At 44.6% G+C, this 23,764-nt stretch carries 23 protein-coding genes; 7 read left to right on the plus strand and 16 right to left on the minus strand.

Annotated features, from left to right (window positions below):
- Positions 1-9 precede the first annotated feature (9 nt).
- A complete protein-coding gene (gene smrB, locus R7E51_RS08145; protein ID WP_005380539.1) occupies positions 10-540 on the plus strand; it encodes an endonuclease SmrB in 531 nt (176 codons plus the stop codon).
- A gap of 96 nt (positions 541-636) precedes the next feature.
- On the opposite strand, the gene sixA is transcribed toward smrB, so the two are convergent.
- The gene (gene sixA, locus R7E51_RS08150) at positions 637-1,101 is read right to left on the minus strand and encodes a phosphohistidine phosphatase SixA (protein WP_005380537.1); all 465 of its coding nucleotides are present in this window, start codon (positions 1,099-1,101) and stop codon (positions 637-639) included.
- Between the two features lie 374 nt (positions 1,102-1,475).
- On the opposite strand from sixA, the gene R7E51_RS08155 reads away from it, so the two are divergent.
- Together R7E51_RS08155 and R7E51_RS08160 are read left to right on the plus strand one after the other, a co-directional pair.
- Entirely contained in the window at positions 1,476-4,253 is a 2,778-nt protein-coding gene (locus tag R7E51_RS08155; protein WP_017820804.1) for an insulinase family protein, read from the plus strand.
- 167 nt (positions 4,254-4,420) lie between these two features.
- Entirely contained in the window at positions 4,421-4,675 is a 255-nt protein-coding gene (locus R7E51_RS08160) for a hypothetical protein (protein WP_005384444.1), read from the plus strand.
- Between the two features lie 62 nt (positions 4,676-4,737).
- Here the strand turns inward: R7E51_RS08160 and fadJ are convergent, their stop codons facing one another.
- Complete coding sequence (gene fadJ, locus R7E51_RS08165; RefSeq protein ID WP_206958138.1) at positions 4,738-6,849, minus strand: fatty acid oxidation complex subunit alpha FadJ; 2,112 nt, start codon at positions 6,847-6,849, stop codon at positions 4,738-4,740.
- Positions 6,849-8,156 carry an acetyl-CoA C-acyltransferase FadI gene (fadI, locus tag R7E51_RS08170; RefSeq protein ID WP_005384447.1) on the minus strand — a complete coding sequence of 436 codons (1,308 nt, stop codon included), beginning with the start codon at positions 8,154-8,156 and terminating at the stop codon, positions 6,849-6,851. The genes fadJ and fadI overlap by 1 nt, the downstream gene beginning before the upstream one ends.
- A 720-nt stretch (positions 8,157-8,876) precedes the next feature.
- Here fadI and R7E51_RS08175 point away from each other — a divergent pair.
- From R7E51_RS08175 to R7E51_RS08190, 4 genes are all read left to right on the plus strand, one after another.
- Positions 8,877-9,452, plus strand: coding sequence for a sigma-70 family RNA polymerase sigma factor (locus R7E51_RS08175; protein WP_005380528.1), 576 nt, complete (start codon positions 8,877-8,879; stop codon positions 9,450-9,452).
- Entirely contained in the window at positions 9,445-10,176 is a 732-nt protein-coding gene (locus tag R7E51_RS08180) for a DUF3379 domain-containing protein (RefSeq protein ID WP_206958140.1), read from the plus strand. The genes R7E51_RS08175 and R7E51_RS08180 overlap by 8 nt, the downstream gene beginning before the upstream one ends.
- A 297-nt stretch (positions 10,177-10,473) precedes the next feature.
- Positions 10,474-11,733, plus strand: a complete 1,260-nt coding sequence (locus R7E51_RS08185; protein WP_186584741.1) for an outer membrane protein transport protein — start codon at positions 10,474-10,476, stop codon at positions 11,731-11,733.
- A 309-nt stretch (positions 11,734-12,042) separates the two neighbouring features.
- Positions 12,043-13,359: an outer membrane protein transport protein gene (locus R7E51_RS08190; protein ID WP_086046949.1), complete on the plus strand. Its 1,317-nt coding sequence runs from the start codon at positions 12,043-12,045 to the stop codon at positions 13,357-13,359.
- A 74-nt stretch (positions 13,360-13,433) separates the two neighbouring features.
- Here R7E51_RS08190 and R7E51_RS08195 read toward each other — a convergent pair whose 3' ends face one another.
- The 13 genes from R7E51_RS08195 to R7E51_RS08255 form a co-directional block, all read right to left on the minus strand.
- The gene (locus tag R7E51_RS08195) at positions 13,434-14,207 is read right to left on the minus strand and encodes an MlaA family lipoprotein (protein WP_005380523.1); all 774 of its coding nucleotides are present in this window, start codon (positions 14,205-14,207) and stop codon (positions 13,434-13,436) included.
- A gap of 216 nt (positions 14,208-14,423) precedes the next feature.
- The gene (ccmI, locus tag R7E51_RS08200; RefSeq protein WP_017820807.1) at positions 14,424-15,638 is read right to left on the minus strand and encodes a c-type cytochrome biogenesis protein CcmI; all 1,215 of its coding nucleotides are present in this window, start codon (positions 15,636-15,638) and stop codon (positions 14,424-14,426) included.
- Positions 15,638-16,123, minus strand: coding sequence for a cytochrome c-type biogenesis protein (locus R7E51_RS08205; protein WP_017820808.1), 486 nt, complete (start codon positions 16,121-16,123; stop codon positions 15,638-15,640). The genes ccmI and R7E51_RS08205 overlap by 1 nt, the downstream gene beginning before the upstream one ends.
- Positions 16,120-16,674, minus strand: a complete 555-nt coding sequence (locus tag R7E51_RS08210; protein ID WP_005380518.1) for a DsbE family thiol:disulfide interchange protein — start codon at positions 16,672-16,674, stop codon at positions 16,120-16,122. The genes R7E51_RS08205 and R7E51_RS08210 overlap by 4 nt, the downstream gene beginning before the upstream one ends.
- Position 16,675: 1 nt before the next feature.
- Positions 16,676-18,652: a heme lyase CcmF/NrfE family subunit gene (locus R7E51_RS08215; RefSeq protein ID WP_021034009.1), complete on the minus strand. Its 1,977-nt coding sequence runs from the start codon at positions 18,650-18,652 to the stop codon at positions 16,676-16,678.
- Entirely contained in the window at positions 18,649-19,134 is a 486-nt protein-coding gene (gene ccmE / locus R7E51_RS08220; RefSeq protein WP_005380516.1) for a cytochrome c maturation protein CcmE, read from the minus strand. The genes R7E51_RS08215 and ccmE overlap by 4 nt, the downstream gene beginning before the upstream one ends.
- Positions 19,131-19,337: a heme exporter protein CcmD gene (ccmD, locus tag R7E51_RS08225; protein WP_005380515.1), complete on the minus strand. Its 207-nt coding sequence runs from the start codon at positions 19,335-19,337 to the stop codon at positions 19,131-19,133. Before ccmD ends, ccmE begins: the two co-directional genes overlap by 4 nt.
- 11 nt (positions 19,338-19,348) lie before the next feature.
- A complete protein-coding gene (locus R7E51_RS08230) occupies positions 19,349-20,092 on the minus strand; it encodes a heme ABC transporter permease (RefSeq protein ID WP_005380513.1) in 744 nt (247 codons plus the stop codon).
- Between the two features lie 109 nt (positions 20,093-20,201).
- The gene (gene ccmB / locus R7E51_RS08235) at positions 20,202-20,870 is read right to left on the minus strand and encodes a heme exporter protein CcmB (RefSeq protein ID WP_005380512.1); all 669 of its coding nucleotides are present in this window, start codon (positions 20,868-20,870) and stop codon (positions 20,202-20,204) included.
- 1 nt (position 20,871) lies between these two features.
- Positions 20,872-21,489 (minus strand): cytochrome c biogenesis heme-transporting ATPase CcmA, encoded by a 618-nt coding sequence (gene ccmA, locus R7E51_RS08240; RefSeq protein ID WP_005380511.1) that lies wholly within the window; start codon positions 21,487-21,489, stop codon positions 20,872-20,874.
- Positions 21,490-21,778: 289 nt separating this feature from the next.
- Positions 21,779-22,273 carry a DUF2802 domain-containing protein gene (locus R7E51_RS08245; RefSeq protein WP_025767176.1) on the minus strand — a complete coding sequence of 165 codons (495 nt, stop codon included), beginning with the start codon at positions 22,271-22,273 and terminating at the stop codon, positions 21,779-21,781.
- 13 nt (positions 22,274-22,286) lie between these two features.
- Complete coding sequence (locus R7E51_RS08250) at positions 22,287-22,781, minus strand: chemotaxis protein CheW (protein ID WP_005380507.1); 495 nt, start codon at positions 22,779-22,781, stop codon at positions 22,287-22,289.
- A gap of 35 nt (positions 22,782-22,816) precedes the next feature.
- Positions 22,817-23,764, minus strand: a 948-nt coding sequence (locus tag R7E51_RS08255) for a chemotaxis protein CheW (RefSeq protein WP_206949301.1), incomplete at its 5' end; no start/stop codon positions are given.

Consider the following 23,764-nt stretch of genomic DNA (forward strand, 5'->3'; position numbering starts at 1 on the left):
GTTTACCTAATGAGCAAAAAAGACACCGAGAACGATGACGATTTCGCCTTGTTTCAGGAAGCAGTACAGGGCGTAAAAAAGTTGCGACAGGATACCATAATCCAGCAACCAAAAAAAAATACTAAGCAAAAAGAAATCAAGCGCTCCAACCGTGAAGCGAGTGACTCTGAATTTTACTTTTCAGACGAGTTTGTCCCTCTATTAAACGATGAAGGTCCAACTCGTTATGCACGTGACGACGTCTCCACTTATGAAGTCAAACGTCTACGTCGTGGCGTGTATGTACCGGACGTGTTCCTCGATATGCACGGCATGACACAGCAAGAAGCAAAACGCGAGCTTGGTGCGATGATAGCCTATTGCATCAAAAACGAGATTCATTGTGCGTGTGTGCAACATGGTATTGGGAAACACATCCTGAAACAGAAAGCCCCACTTTGGTTAGCACAGCATCCTGACGTTATGGCTTTTCACCAAGCGCCACTAGAATTTGGTGGTGATGGTGCGTTGTTAGTGTTGCTTTCAATTCCTGAAAAGTAACAAGCTTGCTGTAGACACGACGAAACGAAAAGGCAGGGATCTCCTGCCTTTCTTATTCTGTCTCTAATTTGCAAACGCTTATTTTGGTTTAGACACTTATGGCGTAATATGCCATAGCACTTCACCATTTTGTGTTTGTAAATCATATTCAATGCACACTAGCCCTGATGTAGGAAACATCGGTGGTGTCATGTCTTTTACAAACTCTGAAGTCAGATAACCGACCAAAGGCAAATGCGATACGAACAAAAGCGAGTCCAATTGTTCGACTTCTATTAACGCACTTGCGAAATCGAAGACATGCTCGGACTGGCCATAAGGTGTAATATCTTCACAAGTTTCAATGCTTTTTGCAGAGAAATACGCACTGATCTCTTGCCAAGTTTGTTGAGCTCTAATGTACGGACTCACCAACACTTTATCGAATTGCGCAAAACCCTGTTCTTTACAGGCTCTCGCAACCGCTTCTGATTCGACTCTGCCTCTTGGGGTCAATTGTCGTGCTGCGTCTGAATCTGCAAAATGCTCGGCTTCACCGTGACGCATGATGAATATTTTCATGTTATTTCCTAGGGATAGCTAACGCTACCAAAAGGTTGACTGCTATCTTTATTAGATAGACGGGGCTAACTTTAACAATGACGAAACAAAAATACTGATATAATTATCTGTTCATTATACCAATTCGCTTGTTAAAGATAGCGACTTTCTTAACAATCTATTAAAAGAATGTACTCAGTTCATCACACTATTTAACTGTGCAATGAGTTCAGAGCATTCACTCAAACAGTTCTTCCCCATACGCAAACGCGATGGGCCTGTGCAGAAGTCTACGAATAACAAAAATACGGCAAGCAGTATTTGTCGAAACGCAAACTTTGCGCCCCCCGCGAGGGGAGCCTAAATTACTGTAATGCGAAATCTGGAGACGCATCGTGCATCTAAGTCCTAACGATTCAAATCAATACCGCTACATTACCTTGAGCAATGAACTGCGTGTACTGCTGATTCATTCCGATACAGCTCAACAGTCGGCAGCTGCTCTGGCAGTGAACGTTGGACACTTCGACGACCCAAACGATCGCCAAGGTCTGGCACACTATTTAGAACACATGCTTTTTTTGGGTACGGAAAAATACCCTAAAGTGGGCGAGTTTCAAAGCTATATTAGCCAACACGGTGGAACAAACAACGCTTGGACTGGTACAGAGCACACTTGTTTCTTTTTCAATATTGCTCCAAATGCCTTTGAAAGTGCCTTAGATCGATTTAGCCAATTTTTTACCGCACCTTTGTTTAACGAAGAAGCATTAGACAAAGAACGCCAGGCTGTCGACTCCGAATACAAGCTCAAACTCAATGATGATTCTCGTCGCCTGTATCAAGTTAACAAAGAAGTCATCAATCCAGAGCACCCGTTTTCAAAATTCTCTGTCGGAAACTTAGATACTCTTGGCGACCGAGATGGTAAATCCATCCGCGACGAAATTGTGGAGTTTCACCACTCTCAGTATTCCGCCGATTTGATGACACTGACTCTATTTGGGCCACAGCCGCTCGATGAACAGCAAGCTTGGGTAGAAGCCATGTTTGCCGACATCCCAAATCACCATCTTCGTGGAAAATCGATTGATGTACCGATCGGCACTGAGGAAAGCACGGGCATTTTGGTTCAAGTCGAGCCGCTCAAAGAGTTCCGTAAACTGATTCTCACATTCCCCATGCCGGGAATGGATGCGCATTATAGCGTGAAGCCACTCTCCTACTTTGCTCACCTGTTGGGTTATGAAGGAGAAGGCAGTTTGATGCTTCAACTCAAAGAAAAAGGCTGGATTACTTCTCTCTCAGCGGGCGGCGGCGCGAGTGGCAGTAACTACCGAGACTTTACCGTAAGCTGCACCCTGACGCCAAACGGCTTAGATCATGTTGATGATATCGTTCAAGCGGTTTTTCAATACCTCTCGATGATCAAACAAGGCGGGTTAGATGAATGGCGCTATCTCGAAAAACAAGCGGTATTAGAATCGGCTTTCCGCTTCCAAGAGCCATCGCGCCCAATGGATCTCGTCAGCCATCTGGTGATCAACATGCAGCACTATCAACCGGAAGACACGGTTTATGGTGACTACAAAATGGCGGGCTACGATGAAGAGTTACAGCGTTCATTGCTGCGATACTTAACCATCGATAATGTGCGCGTCACTTTGATTGCTAAAGGCCTGGAATACAATCGTACTGCCGAATGGTACTTTACCCCGTACTCCGTCACGCCTTTTAGTGAAGACCAACGTCGTTTCTATCAACAAATCGATCCAAGCTGGCAATTCGTCTTACCGGAAAAGAACCCTTATATTTGCTACGATCTCGACCCCATGCCACTCGAAAATGGTGATTCACTGCCAGAGTTGATTGAGGATCTCGAAGGGTTTCGGCTGTGGCATTTGCAAGATGACGAATTTCGCGTGCCCAAAGGTGTCGTTTATGTCGCTATCGACAGCTCTCATGCCGTTGCATCACCAAAGAACATCGTCAAAACGCGCTTATGTGTAGAGATGTTCCTCGATTCGCTAGCAAAAGAAACCTATCAAGCAGAAATCGCAGGGATGGGTTACAACATGTATGCTCACCAAGGTGGCGTGACCTTAACCCTCTCAGGGTTCAGTCAAAAGCTGCCTCAGTTGCTAGAAATGATTCTGCACCGTTTTGCTTCTCGAGATTTCAGCCCTGCTCGCTTTGAAACCATCAAACAACAACTGTTACGAAACTGGAGAAATGCTTCACAAGATCGCCCTATTTCGCAGCTGTTTAACGCACTTACTGGGTTACTTCAACCCAATAACCCGCCTTTCGCAACCTTAGTCGAAGCGCTAGAAGAAATCGAAGTCGATGAACTCTCGGTATTCGTAGAATCCATTCTTGCAGAACTGCACGTTGAAATGTTTGTTTACGGAGACTGGCAACGCCAGCAAGCCCATGACATGGCAACGACCTTAAAGGATGCTCTAAGAGTTAACGAGCAACGTTATGAAGAGACACTTCGTCCGCTCATTATGCTAGGTAAAAATGGCAGTTTTCAACGTGAGGTGCATTGTAACCAGCAAGATTCCGCGGTCGTTATTTACCACCAGTGCGAGGATATTGAACCTCGTAGTATCGCGCTATACTCATTGGCCAATCACCTTATGTCGGCAACGTTTTTCCACGAAATCCGTACCAAGCAGCAATTAGGTTACATGGTAGGCACTGGCAATATGCCGCTAAATCGTCACCCTGGTATTGTACTGTATGTGCAGTCACCTAATGCAGCACCTGCCGAGCTGGTTACCTCAATCGATGAGTTTTTAAATGCCTTTTATATGGTGTTGTTAGAGTTAAACGATTACCAATGGCACAGCAGTAAGCGCGGCTTGTGGAACCAAATAGCAACGCCGGACACCACACTTCGAGGTCGGGCTCAACGTCTTTGGGTTGCGATAGGAAATAAAGACACTGAGTTTAACCAACGTGACAAGGTACTGGCGGAGTTGAAGAAGCTGACGCGCGCAGACATGATTCGCTTCGTTGTGAACGAATTGAAACCTCGTACTGCAAATCGTTTGATCATGCACTCTCAAGGTCAAGCGCATTCGGAGGCTCCGCGCATCCATCTAGGACAAGAAATAGGATCGATTGAAGAGTTCCAACTTCGGCCAAAAGATTGCGGCTTGGGGTGATCTAGTTGCGCAGAAATAAAATTGTCGATTACTAGAATGAACCTACAAACCCATGAGGTTGTCGGTCTCATAGATTGAATCGGCACCATAATTGGCAGAAAATTGAAATTGCGCCATTGCGGCTTATGCTCTAATTACCGCACTAAAAATAACTTAATGAGGTAATCATGAAAAAAGCACTTTTACTTGTGGCTCTTATACTGCCATTGGCATCTGCTCACGCTGAAATCTCAGTCAAAGGCGATGGTTTCGAACTAAGTGACGACTGTGTGCGCCTTAGCGGAGACAATGTATCCATCAAATCAGATGATTGCTCTTCAAAACAGTGGAATGATAAAGACAAAAAAGGTAATAGCAGCGTTCACGGGGACGACAACCCTGGTAAAGGCCACAATAAAGATAAGAAAGACAAGAAGAAGTAACCATTTCTTCTTTATGAAAAAGGCTTGCCACTGGCAAGCCTTTTTCTCTACCGAAGCAACCTTTAATAGAACGTTGTCCCTTCACCAGCTCGAGTAAGCAAACCATCACATGGCGCGTAACGATCGCCATACTTCGATGCAAACTCATTCATTTTCTCTACGAGCTCTTTAATGCCAAATTGGTCCATGTAACGGAACGGGCCACCCAAGAACGGTGGGAAACCAATACCAAATATCGCGCCAATATCACCGTCACGTGGCGAGCGAATGATGCCATCATCCAAACAACGTACCGCTTCATTCAGCATTGGCAGCACACAGCGCAACGCAATATCGTTATCGCTTAGCTTAGATTCAGGGTCGAGCTTAAGCAGTTTGTAAACCGATTTGTCGACATCTTTCTTCTTGCCCTTATAAGTGTAAAACCCCTTACCACTCTTGCGTCCTTTACGTCCATCATTTAACAAGATATCAAACACATCCGGCCCTTTGAATCGGTCACCTAACTCATTAACCAGGATCGGCATAATTTTCGCGCCAATGTCGACACCAACTTCATCCAACAAGGTAATCGGGCCAACAGGGAAACCAAAATCAAGCAACGCCGTATCAATCTTTTCGATCGGTTCGTTAGCCAACAAAATATGCGCCGCTTCGTTCATGTATGGAGCAAGAATGCGGTTCACGTAAAAGCCCGCTTTGTCTTTCACTACGATCGGGGTTTTACCTTGCTTCTTAGCAAGTGCAACAACTGTTGAAACGGTTTCATCTGACGTCGTTTCATGCGGAATCACTTCCACCAACGGCATTTTTTCTACCGGGCTGAAGTAATGCAAACCCACTACGTTTTCTGGACGCTCCGCTTTTTCTGCAATTTTGTGGATAGGCAACGAAGAAGTATTGGTCGCAAAGATAGTTTCTGTCTTAGCGTTCGCTTCAATGTCCGCCACCATTTTTTGCTTAAGATCTAGGTCTTCAAAAACGGCTTCAATTACGACATCAATATGATTAAAACTGGTAAAGTCGACACCACCAGACAGTTGCAGCATTTTCGCTTGCAGGTCGGCCTTGGATAGAATGCGACGTTTGCGCTGTTTCTCAAATAACTTGTAGTTGTAGTTGAGCGCGTTTAAAACGCCATCGTTGCTAACGTCTTTGATGCGAACAGGTACTTTTGCTTTTGCAACAGACACATGGCTGATTCCGGCGCCCATCAGACCACCACCAAGCACACCAACTTTATGAACTGGTGCTGGTTTCGCATCCGTGCCATTTTCTTTCTTCATTTCTGTTGTGGCAAAGAAGATCGAACGGAGCGCTTTTGACTCTGAGCTCATTACAAGCTCACCGAAGCGCTTCGCTTCAAGTTCTTGGCCTTTAGCGAAGCCTTTCTCTAAGCCATGTTGAATAACTTCTAGAATTGCAACCGTTGCTGGATAGTTACCACGGGTTTTTTGATTCGTTTTCTTCGCAGCTTGCTCAAATACAAACTTGCGCCCTAGCCCGCTACCAGACATCACCTTTTCTTTCGTCGATAGCTTTTTCGTACCCTTGTTTTTACCTTTGTCGATAAACTGTTTTGCTACGTCGAACAAAATGGTGTCCGGCACACAGGCGTCCACAACGCCCAGTTTTTTAGCTTTCTTCGCACGAAGTTGTTTACCCGTCAGGATCAAGTCCAACGACGGTAACAGGCCAATCAAACGTGGCAGACGCTGAGTACCACCAGAACCTGGCAATAAACCAAGTTGTACTTCTGGCAGACCTAAACGCGTTTTGTCAGAATCCGTACAAACACGATAATCACATGCAAGAGCCAGTTCTAAACCACCGCCCAAACATGGGCCATGAATAGCCGCAACGACAGGATAAGGTAAGTCCGATAGCTGCTGGAACAACTCCTGACCCTGCCTTGCTAAGGCTTCCGCTTCACTTGCTGTGGTGCATGCTTCTAGCATTCTAACATCTGCGCCCGCAACAAAATTGTCCGGTTTTAGGGAGTGGATGATCATCCCTTTAATACCACTGGAGTCTTTTAGCTGAGCAAAAATTTCTTTCATTTCGTCAGCAAAAGCCGCCTGCAGCGTATTCATTTTTTCATTAGGAACATCGATGGCTAACCAAGCAATATTTTGCTCATCAACCTTTAGACTAAATGCTTTTTGCTCGCTCATTACTCAACCTCCAGAATCATTGCCGCACCAAGACCACCAGCAGCACATGCAGTATTCAATGCAATACCACCGCCACGGCGTTTTAGCTCTCGTAGGGTTTGCGTCATCATACGCGCACCAGTCGCAGCAAATGGGTGACCATAAGCAATTGATCCGCCAAGCACGTTGAACTTATCCATATCAATTTCACCAATCGCTTTTGAGCGACCAAGGTTTTCTTGAGCAAACTTATCGGAAGCAAACATCTTCACATTCGCCAATGCTTGAGCAGCAAAAGCCTCGTGCATGTCGATCAACGTCAGGTCTGACAGTTCCAAGCCTGTATTTTCAAGCACTTTCGCTGTGGCATAAGTCGGCCCCATCAGCATGTCCTTTTCCACGCCGATAGCAGAGAATGCATAACCTCGGATGTAACCAAGGATCTCCATTCCGAGCTCTTTCGCTTTACCTTCTCGCATCAACATCACTGCCGCACCACCATCAGTCAATGGCGTACTGTTCGCAGCCGTAACACTGCCATACTGACGATCAAACGCAGGTCGCAATTTCGCGTATCCCTCAACCGTTGAGTCATGACGAATATTGTTATCTTCCGAAATCCACTTTTTGTATGGTTCAGGGAAAGCCGTCATCACTTCATCTTGGATTTTTCCTTCTTTCCAAGCTTGAGAAGCCAGCGTATGAGAACGATGTGCAAGCGCATCCTGTTCTGCGCGAGAAATACCATGTGTTTTAGCCATTTGCTCTGCAGTTTGTCCCATGGATAAACCCGTAGAGTACTCTGCTACTGCTGGTGGCACTGGCATCAGGTCTTTAAAGCTCAAGTTTTTGAGGATACTAAGCTTCTGACCCATTGTTTTTGTCTTACTAAGAGCAAGCAGATTAGCGGCCAGTTTCTTTGATACGCCAATAGGCAGGACGGAAGAAGAGTCTGCACCGCCAGCAATACCAATATCAATGGTTCCCGCCATGATGCTTTCTGCGACATTAACCGCCGCTTGAAAACTCGTCGCACACGCTCGAGTCACACTGTATGCATCAGTATGAATGTTCATACCAGTGCCTAACACGATTTCTCGTGCGATGTTTGGCGCTTCAGGCATTTGTACTACTTGTCCAAATACCACTTGTTCGATTAGCTTCGGATCAATATCTGTTCGAGCAAGCATTTCGCTTACTACCATTTTCCCTAAATCGACCGCTGGCACTTGGCTAAATTCCGTGCTTTGACGAGCAAAGGGAGTTCGAAGCCCCGCGACAATAGCGACACGCTCACCATTGCGTGTTTTTACTTCCTGCTTGCCCATTGTTTCTCCTTAAATACAAGAGGTCTGACCTGATGCATTGTAATGAATTTGTTAAATTTATCAAACGTGCGTTTAAATAAACGTGAAGCAAGTAGTTCAATTACTCTACTTCTTTGATTCTTATGCGATTACTAATGGTTAACTATAGAGAGTTAAAACGGTAAGAGGTATACGGAAAGTAAAATCGAAGCAAAAAAAAACCACACATAGCTGTGTGGTCGGAATATCTATAAAACAATTAACTTACGCCAATTGAAAAGTAATCAGTTTCCTGATTAGGAGAAAGTAAAGTCAGCCTTCAAAAGGAAGTGTCATCTTGCTCAACATGTTAGTCGCAATGACTAACGAGATGACAAGGTGTACTATAACCCCTTCACTGCTTGATATTTTGAAATAGATCAATTTTATAGTGATTTTACGAGTTTTAAGCTCATCTAGAACGATTATTGATTCAAAACAATTCAAGAATCCACCATCAGAAGTCCCTTTTAATGCTCCATCGAGTGAACTTATCCAAGCCATTGATTACTAATGATGATATTGTTAACAATATATATCAATTCGTGTTCGATGATATCTGACATTTGCGTATACACTTTTAGGTAACCACATGGCTTATTGTGTCAAAGGGGTTGCATGACAAATCCTGCAACCAAAACCGCTAAGCGATGAAACAAGTAAAGTCATGCTCAGAACAAGTAAGAAACTCACAGAGCGAGGATGGAGGCTCCTGTGGCCATATTAAAAATGTTTGGAAAGAAAAATTCCAACAGTCCGGTCAACTCTGATATGGACAAGCAAAGAAAATACGAAGCGCTCGTCCGAGGGTATCATCGTGACTTGTACCGCTACGCATATTGGTTGTGCAAAGATAAAGCGGTCGCGGAAGATCTAGTTCAGGAAACCTGTCTTAGAGCTTGGAAGTCACTCGATAGCCTCCAAGACGAAAAAGCTGCCAAGTCTTGGCTCATCACAATATTGAGACGAGAAAATGCGCGCCGCTTCGAACGTAAACAATTTGATTTAGTTGATATCGATGATTACGGCAATGATGCTAAAGTCAGCGATGACTCACATCATCAGCAAGAATGGCTGCAGGCACAGATCATGAAGCTCGATGTTGAATACCGTGAGCCTTTATTTCTCCAAGTTGTCGGTGGTTTCAGTGGAGAAGAAATTGGCGACATTCTTGATTTAAATAAAAACACAGTGATGACTCGACTATTTCGCGCTCGTAATCAACTTAAAGAGATGTTGGATTCTCAAGATACCAAGAGAGGACAAAAGAATGGATGATTTAGAATTTCGTCGTCGTATTTTGTCGGATCCAAAACAAAAGGATGAAGAGATTCTGCAAGCTTTAGCTGGTAGCGACGCCAACAATAAGTTTGTTGATGACGTTTTGGATCTCGATGTAAAAATTAAACAAGCCATGAATGTGGATGTACCCGAAGATCTCGCAGATAAGATTTTATTTAGCCAGACGTCGAGTGCACTTGATGAAGAGAAGGTCGTCAGACCAAACTTTGTCCGCAAAGCAATGGCACTTGCCGCTTCTATTGCGTTCACCGCAGGGTTATTAGTTGGTCAAGTAAACTGGGGAAATGTTTTGGTGTCTCCAGCACAAGCCAGTTTAGCGGATACCGCGATGAAACACGTAATTCATGAAGAACCGTTTGTTCGTCATCTTGATGAGGATGTACCGAGCTCGCAAATTAATGCGAAAATGTCGCCATTTCATTACCAGTTTAGTGAAAACTTTCCATATCACGTTTACTACCTAAACCACTGCGGTTTTGGTGAATCCAATGCGGTGCATATGGTGTTCCAAGGTCCAAAAGGTAAAGTAACGTTATTTATTACTGGTATTCCAAGCGAACAAAGTACCGACTTTAATAAGGATGGCATGACCGGAATCGTTCAGCCCGTCGGGAGTTCAAGCCTGATTTTAGTCGGGGAAGAAGGTGAAAATATTGATGCGCTCGCTACGACTCTTTCATCAATGATTAAGCCGATGTAACAACTTCGACGATTTCCAGCCTTCAAAAGGTTAAATGCCGCTAAATGATCTTATTTAGCGGCATTTTTGTATAAATAGAACGCAAAACATTCACCATCGATATACCATTTAGAGCTTAAACTCTAAATTATGCATTTTAAGTGCAATTTCCCGTCTTTTAGACATCATTTCTGCAATTTTTATTCAATTTTATCCAATGGTCGGATTTGTCCAAGCAATTATTGATACTACTATCTGCGCCACTGAGCAAAAGCTCAATTTATCGTCCAAAGAGACGAATCTAATAAGGAAAAACAAATGACTCAGAACACGCGTCTGTTTAAAAAGACTCTCCTAGCAGTAACGGTAGCTTTTGCCTCAGGTCAATCGATGGCAGCGGGTTTCCAAATCAACGCTCAATCAGCAACTGGCATCGGCCGTGCATTTGCTGGTGATGCAGTAATCGCAGATAATGCAGCAGTAATGGCTCGTAACCCAGCAGCAATGGCTCTGTTTGATAAAATGGAACTTTCGCTAGGTTTCGAAAGCATTACTTCAATGATTGAAGTGAAAGATGCGAAATATAACGTTAATACTCCTTTGGGCTCCAATACTGTAAGTGTTGCTGATACTGATGATGTGGGTGATACGTCAATAGCTCCAAACATTCACCTAATCGTTCCAGTAAATGACAAGTTTGCATGGGGCGTAAACGCATACTCTAATTTCGGCACTAAAACTGAATTTTCAGATAACTACACCGCAACAGAGTACGGTGGTCTTACGGATGTAAAAAGCTTCAACTTTGGATTGGCGGGTTCTTACCGTTTAAACGAACAATGGAGCTTTGGTGCTGGTTTAGATTTAATCTACGGCCAAGGCACAATGAAGCGTACAACTAGCTCTTCAGTCCCAAGGGTTGGCGGTCAAAAAATTCTGGACGTAGATAAAGCTGATGGTTGGGCTGTTGGTTTTAACGTAGGTACTGTGTACGAACTAGATGAAAACAACCGTTTTGGTCTAGCGTATCGTTACAGCCCTGAATTTACGGCGAAAGACGACAAAGGTCAGGAAATCACGCTACCTCTACCAGATATGGCCGAGTTTTCTGGTTTCCACAAAATCCAAGACACTAAGTTTGCTGTACACTACAGCATCCAATACATCGGCTGGAAAGATTTCGACCAAATTGATTTTGAGAACCTAAATCAGGGTTTACTTAAAGGTGGTTACTCGAAAGACTATCAATGGCAAGATGGCTGGCACTACGCAATTGGTGGTACTTACTACCTAAACAACAACTGGACACTTCGTGCTGGTTACATGTACGACACAAGCGCTCAAGATAAAGTAACGTCTATCTCGGTACCAGACTCTGATCGCCAGTGGTTCTCCACAGGTTTCTCTTACCATATTGATAATAGCTCAAACATCGATTTTGGCTTCACGTACTTGTTAGGTGAAGATGTAAAAGTTAATGAGAATACTCAATTATCTCCTGTTCTTTCTACCGGTGTAACAGCAACAACTCATGCTGATGCAATTCTATTCGGCTTACAATACAGCCGTAGCTTCTAAACGCTTCGCTGTTAGGTAGTAGAAAAATACTTTATATAAAAGGCTGGATTTCCAGCCTTTTTTCATATCTGCGATTTATTACCCACTCAATTTGAGTGAACACGTGTATCTAAATCTCACAATTAGGACGCACAGCTGTTCGCTGAATTCCGTTTACAAGCCTTTCACAGTTAGATTATTAAACCTCAAAAATAACATTTTAAAGGATAATGTTTCAAAAGACCACTTACGCTGGATTTTCATTTCTAAAGTAAAAACTCTACCTTTAAACTTTCGTCCCACGTTATAAACAAATCAGCGAACATTCGAATGAAAACCAACAAGACTCTTCTATCAACAGCAGTGGCATTAAGCCTACTTGGCACAACGGGCATGGCTAACGCAGCAGGTTTCCAACTTGCTGAATATTCTGCAACAGGCCTAGGTCGAGCATATGCTGGTGAAGCTGCAATGGCTGACAACGCAAGTGCACAATGGCGTAACCCAGCAATGCTAACTTATTTGGAAGGCACTCAAGTGTCCGTTGGTGCAATCTATGTGAACCCAAATATTGATATTGAAGGTGATGTAAACTTCCACGGTAGCACTTCTTCTGCATCTTCAGATGACTTCGCACATGATGCAATCATTCCAAACTTCTACCTATCACACCAATATAATGAGAAATTCGCGATTGGTTTGGCATTTGGCACCAACTACGGCATGGAAACCGATTTAGGTAAAGGCTTTGGTGCATCGCACTTCGGTAACGAAGCAAGCGTAACGACAATGGAAGCGAACTTAAACGCAGCTTACAAAGTCAATGAATCGATCAGCGTTGGTGGTGGTATCCGTTACATCATCGGCGAAGGCAGCTTTGGCGCAGCAGCTCCTAAGAATAACGTTGTAGGGTTAAACCCTGAAACTAATCAACCAATCAGTGTTCCTCAAGGTACCGCTCTAAAATACATGGAAGGTGACGATACCGCTTGGGGCTGGCAAGTTGGTACAGCATGGCAGATCAATGAAAATAACCGTATCGGCTTCGCGTACAAATCTGAAGTTGAACTGAAGCTTGAAGGCCATGCTGAAGGTCTTGGTTTTGGCTTCGGTACTTCTGAACGCGACAACGGCTACATGTATCTAAACCTGCCTGCAACGGCTGAGTTGGCAAGCTTCCACCAAGTAACAGACCAATTTGCGTTACACGCAAGCGTTAACTGGACGGATTGGAGCTCTTTCGAGAAATTGGAAGCACGTCTAAATACTGCTGGCACGCATATGGTTAAAGTAGAAAACTGGGAAGACAACTATCGCTTTGCTGTTGGTGCTACTTACCAGCTTGATCCTAAGCTAGCGCTACGCACTGGTATTGCATACGATACTTCAGCGGTAAGCGACAAAAACCGTACGATCACTATTCCAGAAACTGACCGCACTTGGCTAAGTATTGGCGCAACGTACGATTGGACGAAAGACTTCAGCCTAGACGCTGGCTTCACCTATATTTTTGCGAAAGACGCACCAATCGTTGAGTCTCGTGGTTACAAGTCAGACGACACTGCAGAACAAGTCGGCGGCCAATTTGTAGGCGAAACTACGGGTAATGTTTGGCTAATCGGTGTTCAAGCAAACTACCGTTTCTAACCAAGCTGCAAAATACAAAAAAGGCTTAGCATCAGCTAAGCCTTTTTTCATTTCTCTATTGTGAAGAACAACGCTTAAAAGTCTTCTAGGTATTCGTCTAAATACTCTTCTTCTTCGATGTTAACTTCTTCTACCGTTTCAACTTCTGCTTTAAAGTTTTGACGCTGGATATAAACATCACGAGTAAGAATATATGGATCCGGCGATGAGTCTAGCTGCGCTTCTTGCGGCACTAATAAAGCACGCTTCTCCATGCCTTCAAACGCCCACTTACCCAAACTCGCCCAGAAGTTGAGATAAGAGAGGGGTAAATACGTACTATCTACGGTATCTGTCACTTCACGTAAGGTATACGGACCATAACCTGGAACCATGAAGTAAGGACCATTTCCAACACCATAGTGGCCTACTGCATCACTGAACGCTTTCTCGTCGTACTTCGTAATACCCGCGGCACTTGCAATATCGAATAAACCGAAAATACCGAACGTCGAGTTAATCCAAAAACGGTTAAAGTGGTCCACGGCTTTCGTACCATTACCCATGATTAAGTTATTAACCATGCTTGCTGGCTCATCTAAGTTCGATAAGAAGTTAGCGATACCAGAACGAATAGGAACTGGCGTGTATTCTACATACGCAAGTGATACAGGACGAACCAAATACGGATCTAAATATTCGTAGTTGAGTTCCCACATGGTTCGGTTAAAGCCTTCCAACGGGTCATACACATCAGAAGTCGTTTGATTTGTTTCTTGTCCTGTTACTGCTTCATCAGGCGCACTTGAACAGCCAACCAGTCCAACGGCTAACAGCAACAAGAAGGTAGATTTACCCTTGTTATACATTTTATTTTCCATAACGACTATTAATGTACCTAAGTCACCCCGATTAACCATTGTACGTATGTTGAGCAGGATACATAGTAAAGATGACTCAGATATGGGAATAAATAAAGGCCAGCAATCGCTGGCCTTCGGTATTCTACTCGATCGTTTAGAGTCATACCACTAAAGGCAACTGACTCTACCTCGTTGTCATGTTTCAGAGACAGATGTTAACAATTAATACTGCTGATCAATGGTCACTTCTACTGGTGCGCCAAATTCAACGACGTCACTTTCTCCGTGCCAATCTTGATCACGCGTTGCTACGTTACCGTCAGAATCTACACGCACACGGACGATTAGCTTATCGAGTGAAGATAACTTTTGCCCTTGCATCATGGCATTGCCATCATCTAATACGACTGTGCGAGGGAAAGTACCTAGCGGATAACGAGCAGCAGCCACAGGCATTGGAGAGCCATCTGAACGATGTACTGACACAATCAGAACTGCGTTTGGATCCAACTGAGCATTTGGTGCCACATTAATTGTCACAGCTACACTCTTATCCGGTGAAACCGCTTCGCCCATTTGCTTACGAGCACTCTCAATACTGCGTGACAACATCTCGTAGCGGCTATCTTCTGGACCAATCATTTGCTGCATGATTCCCCAGTACTTTATGGCTGCCGGGAAGTCTTGACGCTCAAACGCATCGAACGCTAACAAAGAAAACACACGCAGATCGACATAGTCTTGCTGCATCAGCTTGCCGAGTAATGAGCGAGCCGTCGCTTGATCCATTTCCTCTTGAGACAGCATCAGAGCTTGTGCATAACCCAACATCACATCTGGGTCTTTTGGCTCTAGGCGGTACGATTTTTCCATCGCATCGATAGCTGTGGTGACATCACGATTTGCTAACGCAATACGACCTAGCAGTAACCAACCTGTCGAGTCTTCCGGCTGGTAATGTAAGCGAGTTCGAAGGGCTAGGGTCAAATCCGCCATTTCATCGTCACTCAGCGGCTCAGAAGAAGCCGACATCAGCTTTTTCGATAACTCAGGTAGATTTGCAGACACTTCTTGCCATTGAACAATATCGTCTGACGCGCCAAATTTATAATACAAACCATAGCTCAGCACCACCGTCAGAATTACCGATGGAACTAAAACCGCGATTGGAGAAACCTTGGTTTCTTTTTGCGCTTTATCACCAGGGATATCGTCAAGCAGTGATTGCTTTAGATCAGAAATCAGTTCGTCTTCACTTTCAACCAGACCTTCGTCAGTTTCTTCTGCAAGCTCAGATAGTCGGTCTTTATAAAATGCCTTGTTGAGCTCATCGCGTAACACATCATCATTGTTCGCTTTTTGTTTAAGCAGCGGCAAAGCCACCAGCGCACAAGCAATAAGCGTGAGAGCAACGGTGGAAATCCAAAATAGTGTCATTACTTCTTATCTCCGTTGTTCTCTTCTTCAAACAATGCTTTTAAACGAGCTTCTTTTTGCTCATCCCATTGCTCGTCACTGCTCGCTTTTGCCTTAACTTTAGGTTTACGGCTACGCAGTACAATCAAACCAAAACCACCCAGTACTACAGCGAGTGGCCCTAGCCACAAAATCGCAGTCGCGACCGTAAATGGTGGGTTGTAAGTCACGAAGTTACCGTAACGGGCGATCATGTAATCAACGATCTCATCTTTGGACTTACCTTCTTTGGTCATTTCGTACACCTTATGGCGTAAGTCCTGAGCAAGTTCAGCGTTAGAATCCGAGATCGTGTTGTTCTGACATTTAGGGCAACGGAGCGTATGGCTTAACTCTTTGAACTGCTGTTCTTGTTCCAAATTATCAAACTCGTACACTTCAATGGCCGCATGAGCAGCAAGAGATAATGTCATCGCAGCAAAAACGGCAAGAATTAGCTTTCTCATTGCTTCGCCTCCTCAACCAATTTGTTGTAAAGCGGCTCCAGTGTTTCTGACCAATTACGTGGGTTTACATCCCCTACATGGCGATAGCGAATCACACCATTTGCATCAATAATGAATGTTTCTGGAGCACCATAAACACCAAGGTCAAGGCCAAGCATACCACTGCCATCAAATAGGCTGATCAAGTACGGGTTGCCGAGATCATTCAGCCAACCTATTGCTTTATTACGATCATCTTTGTAATTCATACCGATGATCTTAACGCCCTTACCCGCCAATTCGTTTAGGTATTTATGCTCTGCATAACACGTTGGGCACCACGTTGCCCAAACGTTCAAGAGCAACGGTTCACCTTTAAAAATTGATTGGTCGTACTGTTTTCCAGGCTCAGCCAGATCTTCTAAATGAAATTCAGGAACTGGCTTACCAACCAAAACCGACTCCAATTTAGTTGGATCATCGCCCTCTTGGTTACGCATTAATTGGGTTGCGAAAATGCCCGCTAGAATCATGAAAGCGACAAGCGGAATAAATAAGATTTTCTTATTCATGTTATGCCTCCTGCTCTTTTGACTTCGCGTTTTTCTTCGGCGATTTACGGAAGCGGTAGCGTTTATCAGAAATCGCTAGTGCGCCGCCTAATGCCATAATCAAAGAGCCAGCCCAAATCCAACGAACGAACGGTTTATAGTAAATACGAACAGCCCAAGATCGGTTGTCGTCTAAACGTTCACCCATTGCAATGTATAGGTCGCGGCTAATACCACGGTCAATGGCTGCTTCAGTCATCATAGACTTAGCCGTACGGTAGAAGCGCTTCTCTGCGTGAAGCGTATTCACGTATTTGCCATCATGTGTGATCTCAAAGTCTGCGATGTAGCCATCGTAGTTTGGACCATCTTTATCACGCAAGCCTGAGAAGTAGAAATCATAACCTTGAATTTGGAAGTGTTCGCCAGGTGCTAAACGTACATCTCGCTCGATGCTGTAGTTCTGTACCATCGCAATACCGATAACAGATACCGCCAGACCAACATGACCCAACATCATTGCCCAGTGGCTACGTTGCAGCTTGCGAACACCTTCACTAAAGCTATGACGGTGCGTTGCTCGCTCGTACAATTCAAAGCCATGCATCGCAATAATCCAAATCGCCATCACCCAACCAATGTAAGCCATGGTTGAGAAGAAATCGGCAAACAGGTACACGCATAGCGCGGCCAAAGCGAAAGCAAGCACACCTGAAACGAGCATTGGTTTCACAAGTTTAGATAAACTGTCTCGCTTCCAGCGAATAAGAGGACCAATACCAAGCAGAAAAGCAAATGGCATCATTAACCACGCAAATAGCATGTCAAAGAATGGCGCACCGATAGAGACCGACCCCAAACCAAGCTGCTTGTGTACGAGCGGCAACAGTGTCCCCACTAACACCACAACAAGAGCGGCGATAAGTAATACGTTGTTGGCTAAGAGCGCATTTTCACGTGAGACTAAGTCGAAGTTACCTCGTACACGCACTGCTGCCCCTTTTACGGCAAACAGCAATAAAGAGCCGCCGATAACGAAAACGAGGAAGCCTAGAATAAACATACCGCGCGACGGGTCAGACGCGAACGCGTGCACCGATACTAAAATACCGGAACGGACTAAGAAGGTGCCCAACAAACTCAACGAAAATGCAGAGATTGCCAATAGTACCGTCCACGCTTTAAATGTGCCGCGTTTTTCTGTCACGGCAAGAGAGTGCATTAATGCGGTACCCGCTAACCAAGGCATGAATGATGCGTTTTCTACTGGGTCCCAGAACCACCAGCCACCCCAGCCAAGTTCGTAGTAAGCCCACCAAGAACCTAGTGCGATACCAAGTGTTAAAAATACCCATGCTGCGGTTGTCCAAGGACGAGACCAACGAGCCCAAGCCGTGTCAAGGCGTCCGGTCATTAGGGATGCGATAGCAAAAGAGAACGCAACCGAGAAACCAACATAGCCCATGTAAAGCATTGGCGGGTGAACAATTAAACCAGGGTCTTGAAGCAGAGGGTTCAAGTCACGTCCGTCAACCGGGAAGAACGGTAACGTACGTAGGAATGGATTTGACGTTAAGATGATAAACAGTAGGAAACCCACTGAGATCATGCCCATAACAGCAAGTACACGTGCAACCGACTCTTGCGGCATACCACGACTAAACGTCGCTACAGCGACAGTCCAAGCAGCTTGGATTAACACCCATAGCAACAGTGAACCTTCGTGTGCACCCCATACTGCGGTTAAACGGTAGTACCAAGGAAGCTGACTATTCGAGTTGCTCGCTACATACTGTAACGTGAAGTCGTTGGTATAAAATCCCCAACATAAAATGGCGAAAGAGAACAACAGCATCAGGAACATAGACCAAGATAGCGGTCGCGCTGTGTTCATGAGCATGGTGTTATTATTCGATGCTCCCCACAATGGCAATACGCTCAACAGCACTGCCATTGCAAGCGAAAGAATGAGAGCAAAGTGACCGATTTCAGCAATCATTGGCCGCTTCCTTGTTTCTGTTCGGTGCTGTATTGAAGCGGTTCATGCGTTTTCTTCATCGCTTCTGCAATTTCTGGTGGCATGTATTCTTCATCGTGCTTCGCTAGGACCTCAAATGCCTCAACTGTCGTGGCATCTTTCAGTACACCTTGAGCAACAATACCCTGCCCTTCACGGAACAAGTCAGGAAGAATACCGTCATAGGTAATCGTCACTTTCGGACCGACATCGTGCAGGTCAAAACTCACTTTCAAAGAATTAGGATCTCGACGAACTGAGCCCACAACCACCATTCCACCGATACGCAGACGCTGGCCTACTTCTGGCTTGGTGCCATCTGGCTTACCATTAACCAATTCCGTTGGAGTATAGAAAAGGTCCATATTTTGGTTAAGCGCATAAAGTATCAAACCAATGGTGGCACTAATACCGATAAAGATCGCTAGTACAATACCTAGCCTCTTTTTACGTCTCGGGTTCATAAGGTGTTCTCCATGTTCTTCGCTGCGTCGATACGAGCTTGACGGTCAATTTTTGCTTTCACTTCTTTCAATAATGCATCACCGCGGCGAAGGCTAGTGATCAGAAGAATCAGCATGGATAAGAAAGTAATACCAAACGCACTCCATACGTATGATGCGTAGCCACCCATGGCAAAAAAGTCGCTCAGAGATTCAAAATGCATAATCAGTTACCTCACTGAGTTTGTTCTGTTGCGAGTTTGCGCACCCAAGGGCGGTGACTTTCTTTACTGATGATTTCGTTACGAAAACGGACCATCGTCACGGCACCAAAGAAGAACGCAAAGCCAAAGATGTTCAGCAATAACGGCCAAAGCATGTCGGATGAAATAGAAGGTTGTTCAAATTTCGTGATCGTCGCACCTTGATGAAGCGTGTTCCACCATTCCACGGAAAAGTGAATGATAGGTAGGTTTACTACGCCTACGATCGCTAAAATACCAGCAGCTTTTGCGGCGGTTTTTTGATCGTCAAACGCATGGTAAAGCGCAATCACACCAAGGTAGAGAAATAGAAGAATCAATTCAGATGTAAGACGGGCATCCCATACCCACCAAGTGCCCCACATAGGCTTGCCCCAAACAGCACCTGTAAGTAGAGCAATAAAAGTAAATACTGCACCAATCGGAGCCATCGCAAGTGCCGCCATATCAGATAGGCGAACTTGCCATACTAGGCCAATAAATGCAGCGATCGCCATCGACATATAAACGCCCATAGACCAAATAGCTGATGGGACATGAATGTAGATGATTCGGAAACTGTCACCTTGTTGGTAATCTGAAGGCGCAAATGCAAGCCCCCAAACCGTACCAACCGATAAGCATACGAGGGCCAATACAGAAAACCAAGGCAGAAACTTACCACTCAAACGATAAGCTGCTTCTGGCTTGGCATAAGGATGTAGCCATTTCCACATGTTTTGTTCTCACTCTTACTTCAGGGACACTGTCTAAAGGGTTGAGACCGTAGCAGTGCTTTAATAATAATTCTTTGATCAAGCGCCGCTTCATTGGCACTTTATTGAGTTAGTTGACACTAACTCGTAATGCGGCACTGATGGCAAAAGGCGTTAATGTCATCGCCCCCATTAGCATCGCACCTAAAATCGCTAGTTGACCGTTATACGCCATACCGAGTGCGGCAGCATCAATTGCCGATGTTGCGAAAATCAAAATTGGGATGTAGAGCGGAAGAATAAGCAAACTCAAAAGAACGCCACCCTTTTGCAACCCAACAGTCAACGCCACACCAATGGCGCCAATAAAACTTAGTGTTGGTGTACCGATCATCAAGGTTAATACAACCGATAGCCAAGTATTGAAGTCGAGCGAAAGTAAAACCGCCAATAATGGGCTAATTAAAATCAGAGGTAACCCTGTTAACAACCAATGTGCTATGACCTTTGAAACCACTACAAGTTGCAATGGAATCGGCATTAGCATCATTTGTTCTAGTGCACCGTCTTGAAAATCATCACGAAATAGACGCTCTAATGATAATAAGGCGGACAGCAATGCGGCAACCCAAACGATGCCCGCTGCAATACGTGCTAACAAATTAGGTTCTGGTCCAATACTCAGAGGAAAGAGAGTAATGACAATAATAAAGAACCACAGCGGGTTTAGAATGTCTGCCTGACGGCGAAATGCGATTAGGAGCTCACGACGAATGATGGTGGTCATCGAGGAAATCATATCAGTCACCCAGCTTTATTTTTCTAAGTTTCGGGCTGTCCGCAAACATATCTTGATGCGTCGTCAACACAACAATACCGCCATTATCAGCATGACTTGCGAACAAAGATTCAAGCACCTTGACGCCTTGCTTATCAATGGCAGTCAACGGCTCATCTAAGATCCATAAAATTTGCTTACTGAGCCATAACCTTGCCAATGCGACTCGTCGTTGCTGACCTGCGGAAAGTTGTGCTACAGGCACATCTTCTCGACCAGCTAATCCTACTTGAGTCAAAGCGATAAAGATTTCTTCGTCTGAAGAGCGATTATTTTGAATAGATTGATAAAAACGTAAGTTTTCTAATGCGGTAAGCTCTCGTTTCACTCCTGTTTGATGTCCTAAGAAAAGCAGATCTTGATGGAAAACATCACGAGATTTTTCAACCTCTTCGCCTTTCCATTTAATGACACCTTCTTCTCTATCACCTAACCCTGTCACAATCCGTAGCAATGTAGTTTTACCAGTACCATTACGCCCTTCGATCTGGACCAATTCACCAGGCTTAATTTCAAACTGCAGGTTTTCAAACAGAACCCTTTCATCACGGATTGCTGTCAGGTTAGACACTTCTAACATAGAGCTTCAACTAAAAAATGAACGAGCCGCTATATTAGCACAGCTTAGTTATGACAAAACAGGATAAGAGGGCTAGGTTACATGTAAGTTCATGTATTTTTGTTAATTAATCATCACACTTTAATAAAATTAACTATAAGTAGTTATAAGCGCTCATTTTGAATTTGAGAGGCCAGAACTAAGAGCAAGATCGACTGAAGGTTGTCTAGGGTTGTATTTAAGAAGAGCATTAGAGGCTAAAAACAAAAAAAGAGGCGTAATAACGCCTCTTTTTTTCGCTTGATAACCTTTAGCGTCGACGACGTCCACGCGTTGGATATTCTGAGTCATCTGATGGCTGACCACTTAATGGTGGAATCTTCTCTTTCCCCGCCAGTTTCTTCTGCAGTGAAAGCATCAACTCAGCTTCGGCTTTTGGTAGTTCGCACTCTTCAATCAGCTCGTTGATATCAGCGCCAAGCTGTACCATTTTAGAAGCGCGACTGTACAAGCGACCATCAGTATCAGCGTGTTCGAGTTCGCGAATTCTCTCGTTTAAGTGCTGAATAATGTCTTGTTGCTCGGTCACTTTTTGTCCAAGACCAACAACAACCGAGCGCACTTCGAGTAACTGCTTACTCAACTTTTGCACTTCTTTATCTGCGTGTCGAGATTGAGCTCGTTGTTGATCTAACTGCTTTTGTAACCCCGAGCGAATCCGCAGTTGCAAAACAACCAATACCAACACGATAAAAGCAACGCCACCCGCAAGGAATGGGGCAGATAAAAGAGTCTCTTCAGCCATCATCATTCAGCCATTAAAGGTGAGCCATCTCGTCCCACTCGTCATCTGTTAGCAGCTTGTTCAAATCCACAAGGATAAGAAGCTTGCCGTCACGGTTGCTCACACCCTGGATGAACTTCGCACTCTCGTCGGTACCAACTGAAGGCGTGGTATCAATTTCAGAAGAACGCAGATAAACAACTTCTGCCACGCTATCTACTAAGATACCAATCACTTGACGCTCAGACTCGATCACAATAATACGAGTGTTGTCAGTGACTTCGCCTTCCATCAGGCCAAAACGTGAACGTGTATCGATAACAGTAACTACATTACCGCGTAGGTTGATGATACCAAGTACATAATCTGGTGCACCTGGAACAGGGGCAATTTCAGTATAACGAAGTACTTCACGAACTTGCATTACGTTGATGCCGTACGTTTCTTCTTCTAGCTGGAACGTCACCCACTGAAGAACTTCGTCATTCGATGCATCTTTCTTCACTTCTACTTCAAAAGCTTGAGACATAGTTAATCCTCGTTAATGTCGTTCCCGACTTAAATCTAATTCAGTGATTTGACATCTAAACCGGCGTTTAGCATGTCAATGAGCGCCTGGACATGAATTAAGGCACACATTTTTTCTTTTACCATGCCCGCTAGCCAAGGGCGTTTACCCGCCTGCTCACGCCAGCGAACCTTGTCGATATTAAGCGTTTCAGTCCCCATTAATTGGTTACTGGCCAACCCCCACATGCTCTCACCAAGCATGACGACATATTGGTAGTTATCTTTATAGCTATCATCACGAAGCTTATCTGCCATCACCCATTTCGCGGTATCGACGACATCAAACTGCTGCTCGCGATTTGTTTGTAGCCCCAAATACCAGGCGGGTTTTCCTATCAAATGGTTAAGCTCGCTAATGCGATGAATACCACCTAACTCATCAAGAGGTACAGCAAACGTGACACCATTCACATCAAAGTAAAGAACTTGGAAGTCCTCACTTCGCTTCGTGCTTTCCCAGACCGTTGGTATATCGGAATCTGCTTGTGTTTCGAGTTCAGTATCGACGTTCGATTCTATATTGATACTTTGTTCGATCACTGCGTGAGGTTCATCCACCTCTGGTTGCGCTTCCTCAAAAACTGGCTCATCAATCACCCAGTCCTGTATTTCCTCAACACCCTGAAGCTCAGGCACCTCACTAAAGGTTTGTACCTCAGGCTCAGCCGCTTTTATCTCTGCTGCAATATCAATCGTATTTTGTTCAAGAATACTATCAATATCCAACTCAGCCACTGGGTTGCTTGCTTCAAGCTGACTTAATAGCCTTTGAACATCTTCCAGGTTTGGAGCTTCCAACTCTGGCGGATATGTTTCTTGAAACTGGTACGTTTCTGGCTCCGAGTATTGTAGCTGCAATTCTGGCTCTGGCTCTGGCTCTGGCTCTGGCTCTGGCTCTGGCTCTGGCTCTGGCTCTGGCTCTGGCTCTGGCTCTGGCTCTGG

The organism is Vibrio sp. Vb1166, from assembly GCF_033338695.1.
GTDB lineage: Bacteria > Pseudomonadota > Gammaproteobacteria > Enterobacterales > Vibrionaceae > Vibrio > Vibrio alginolyticus.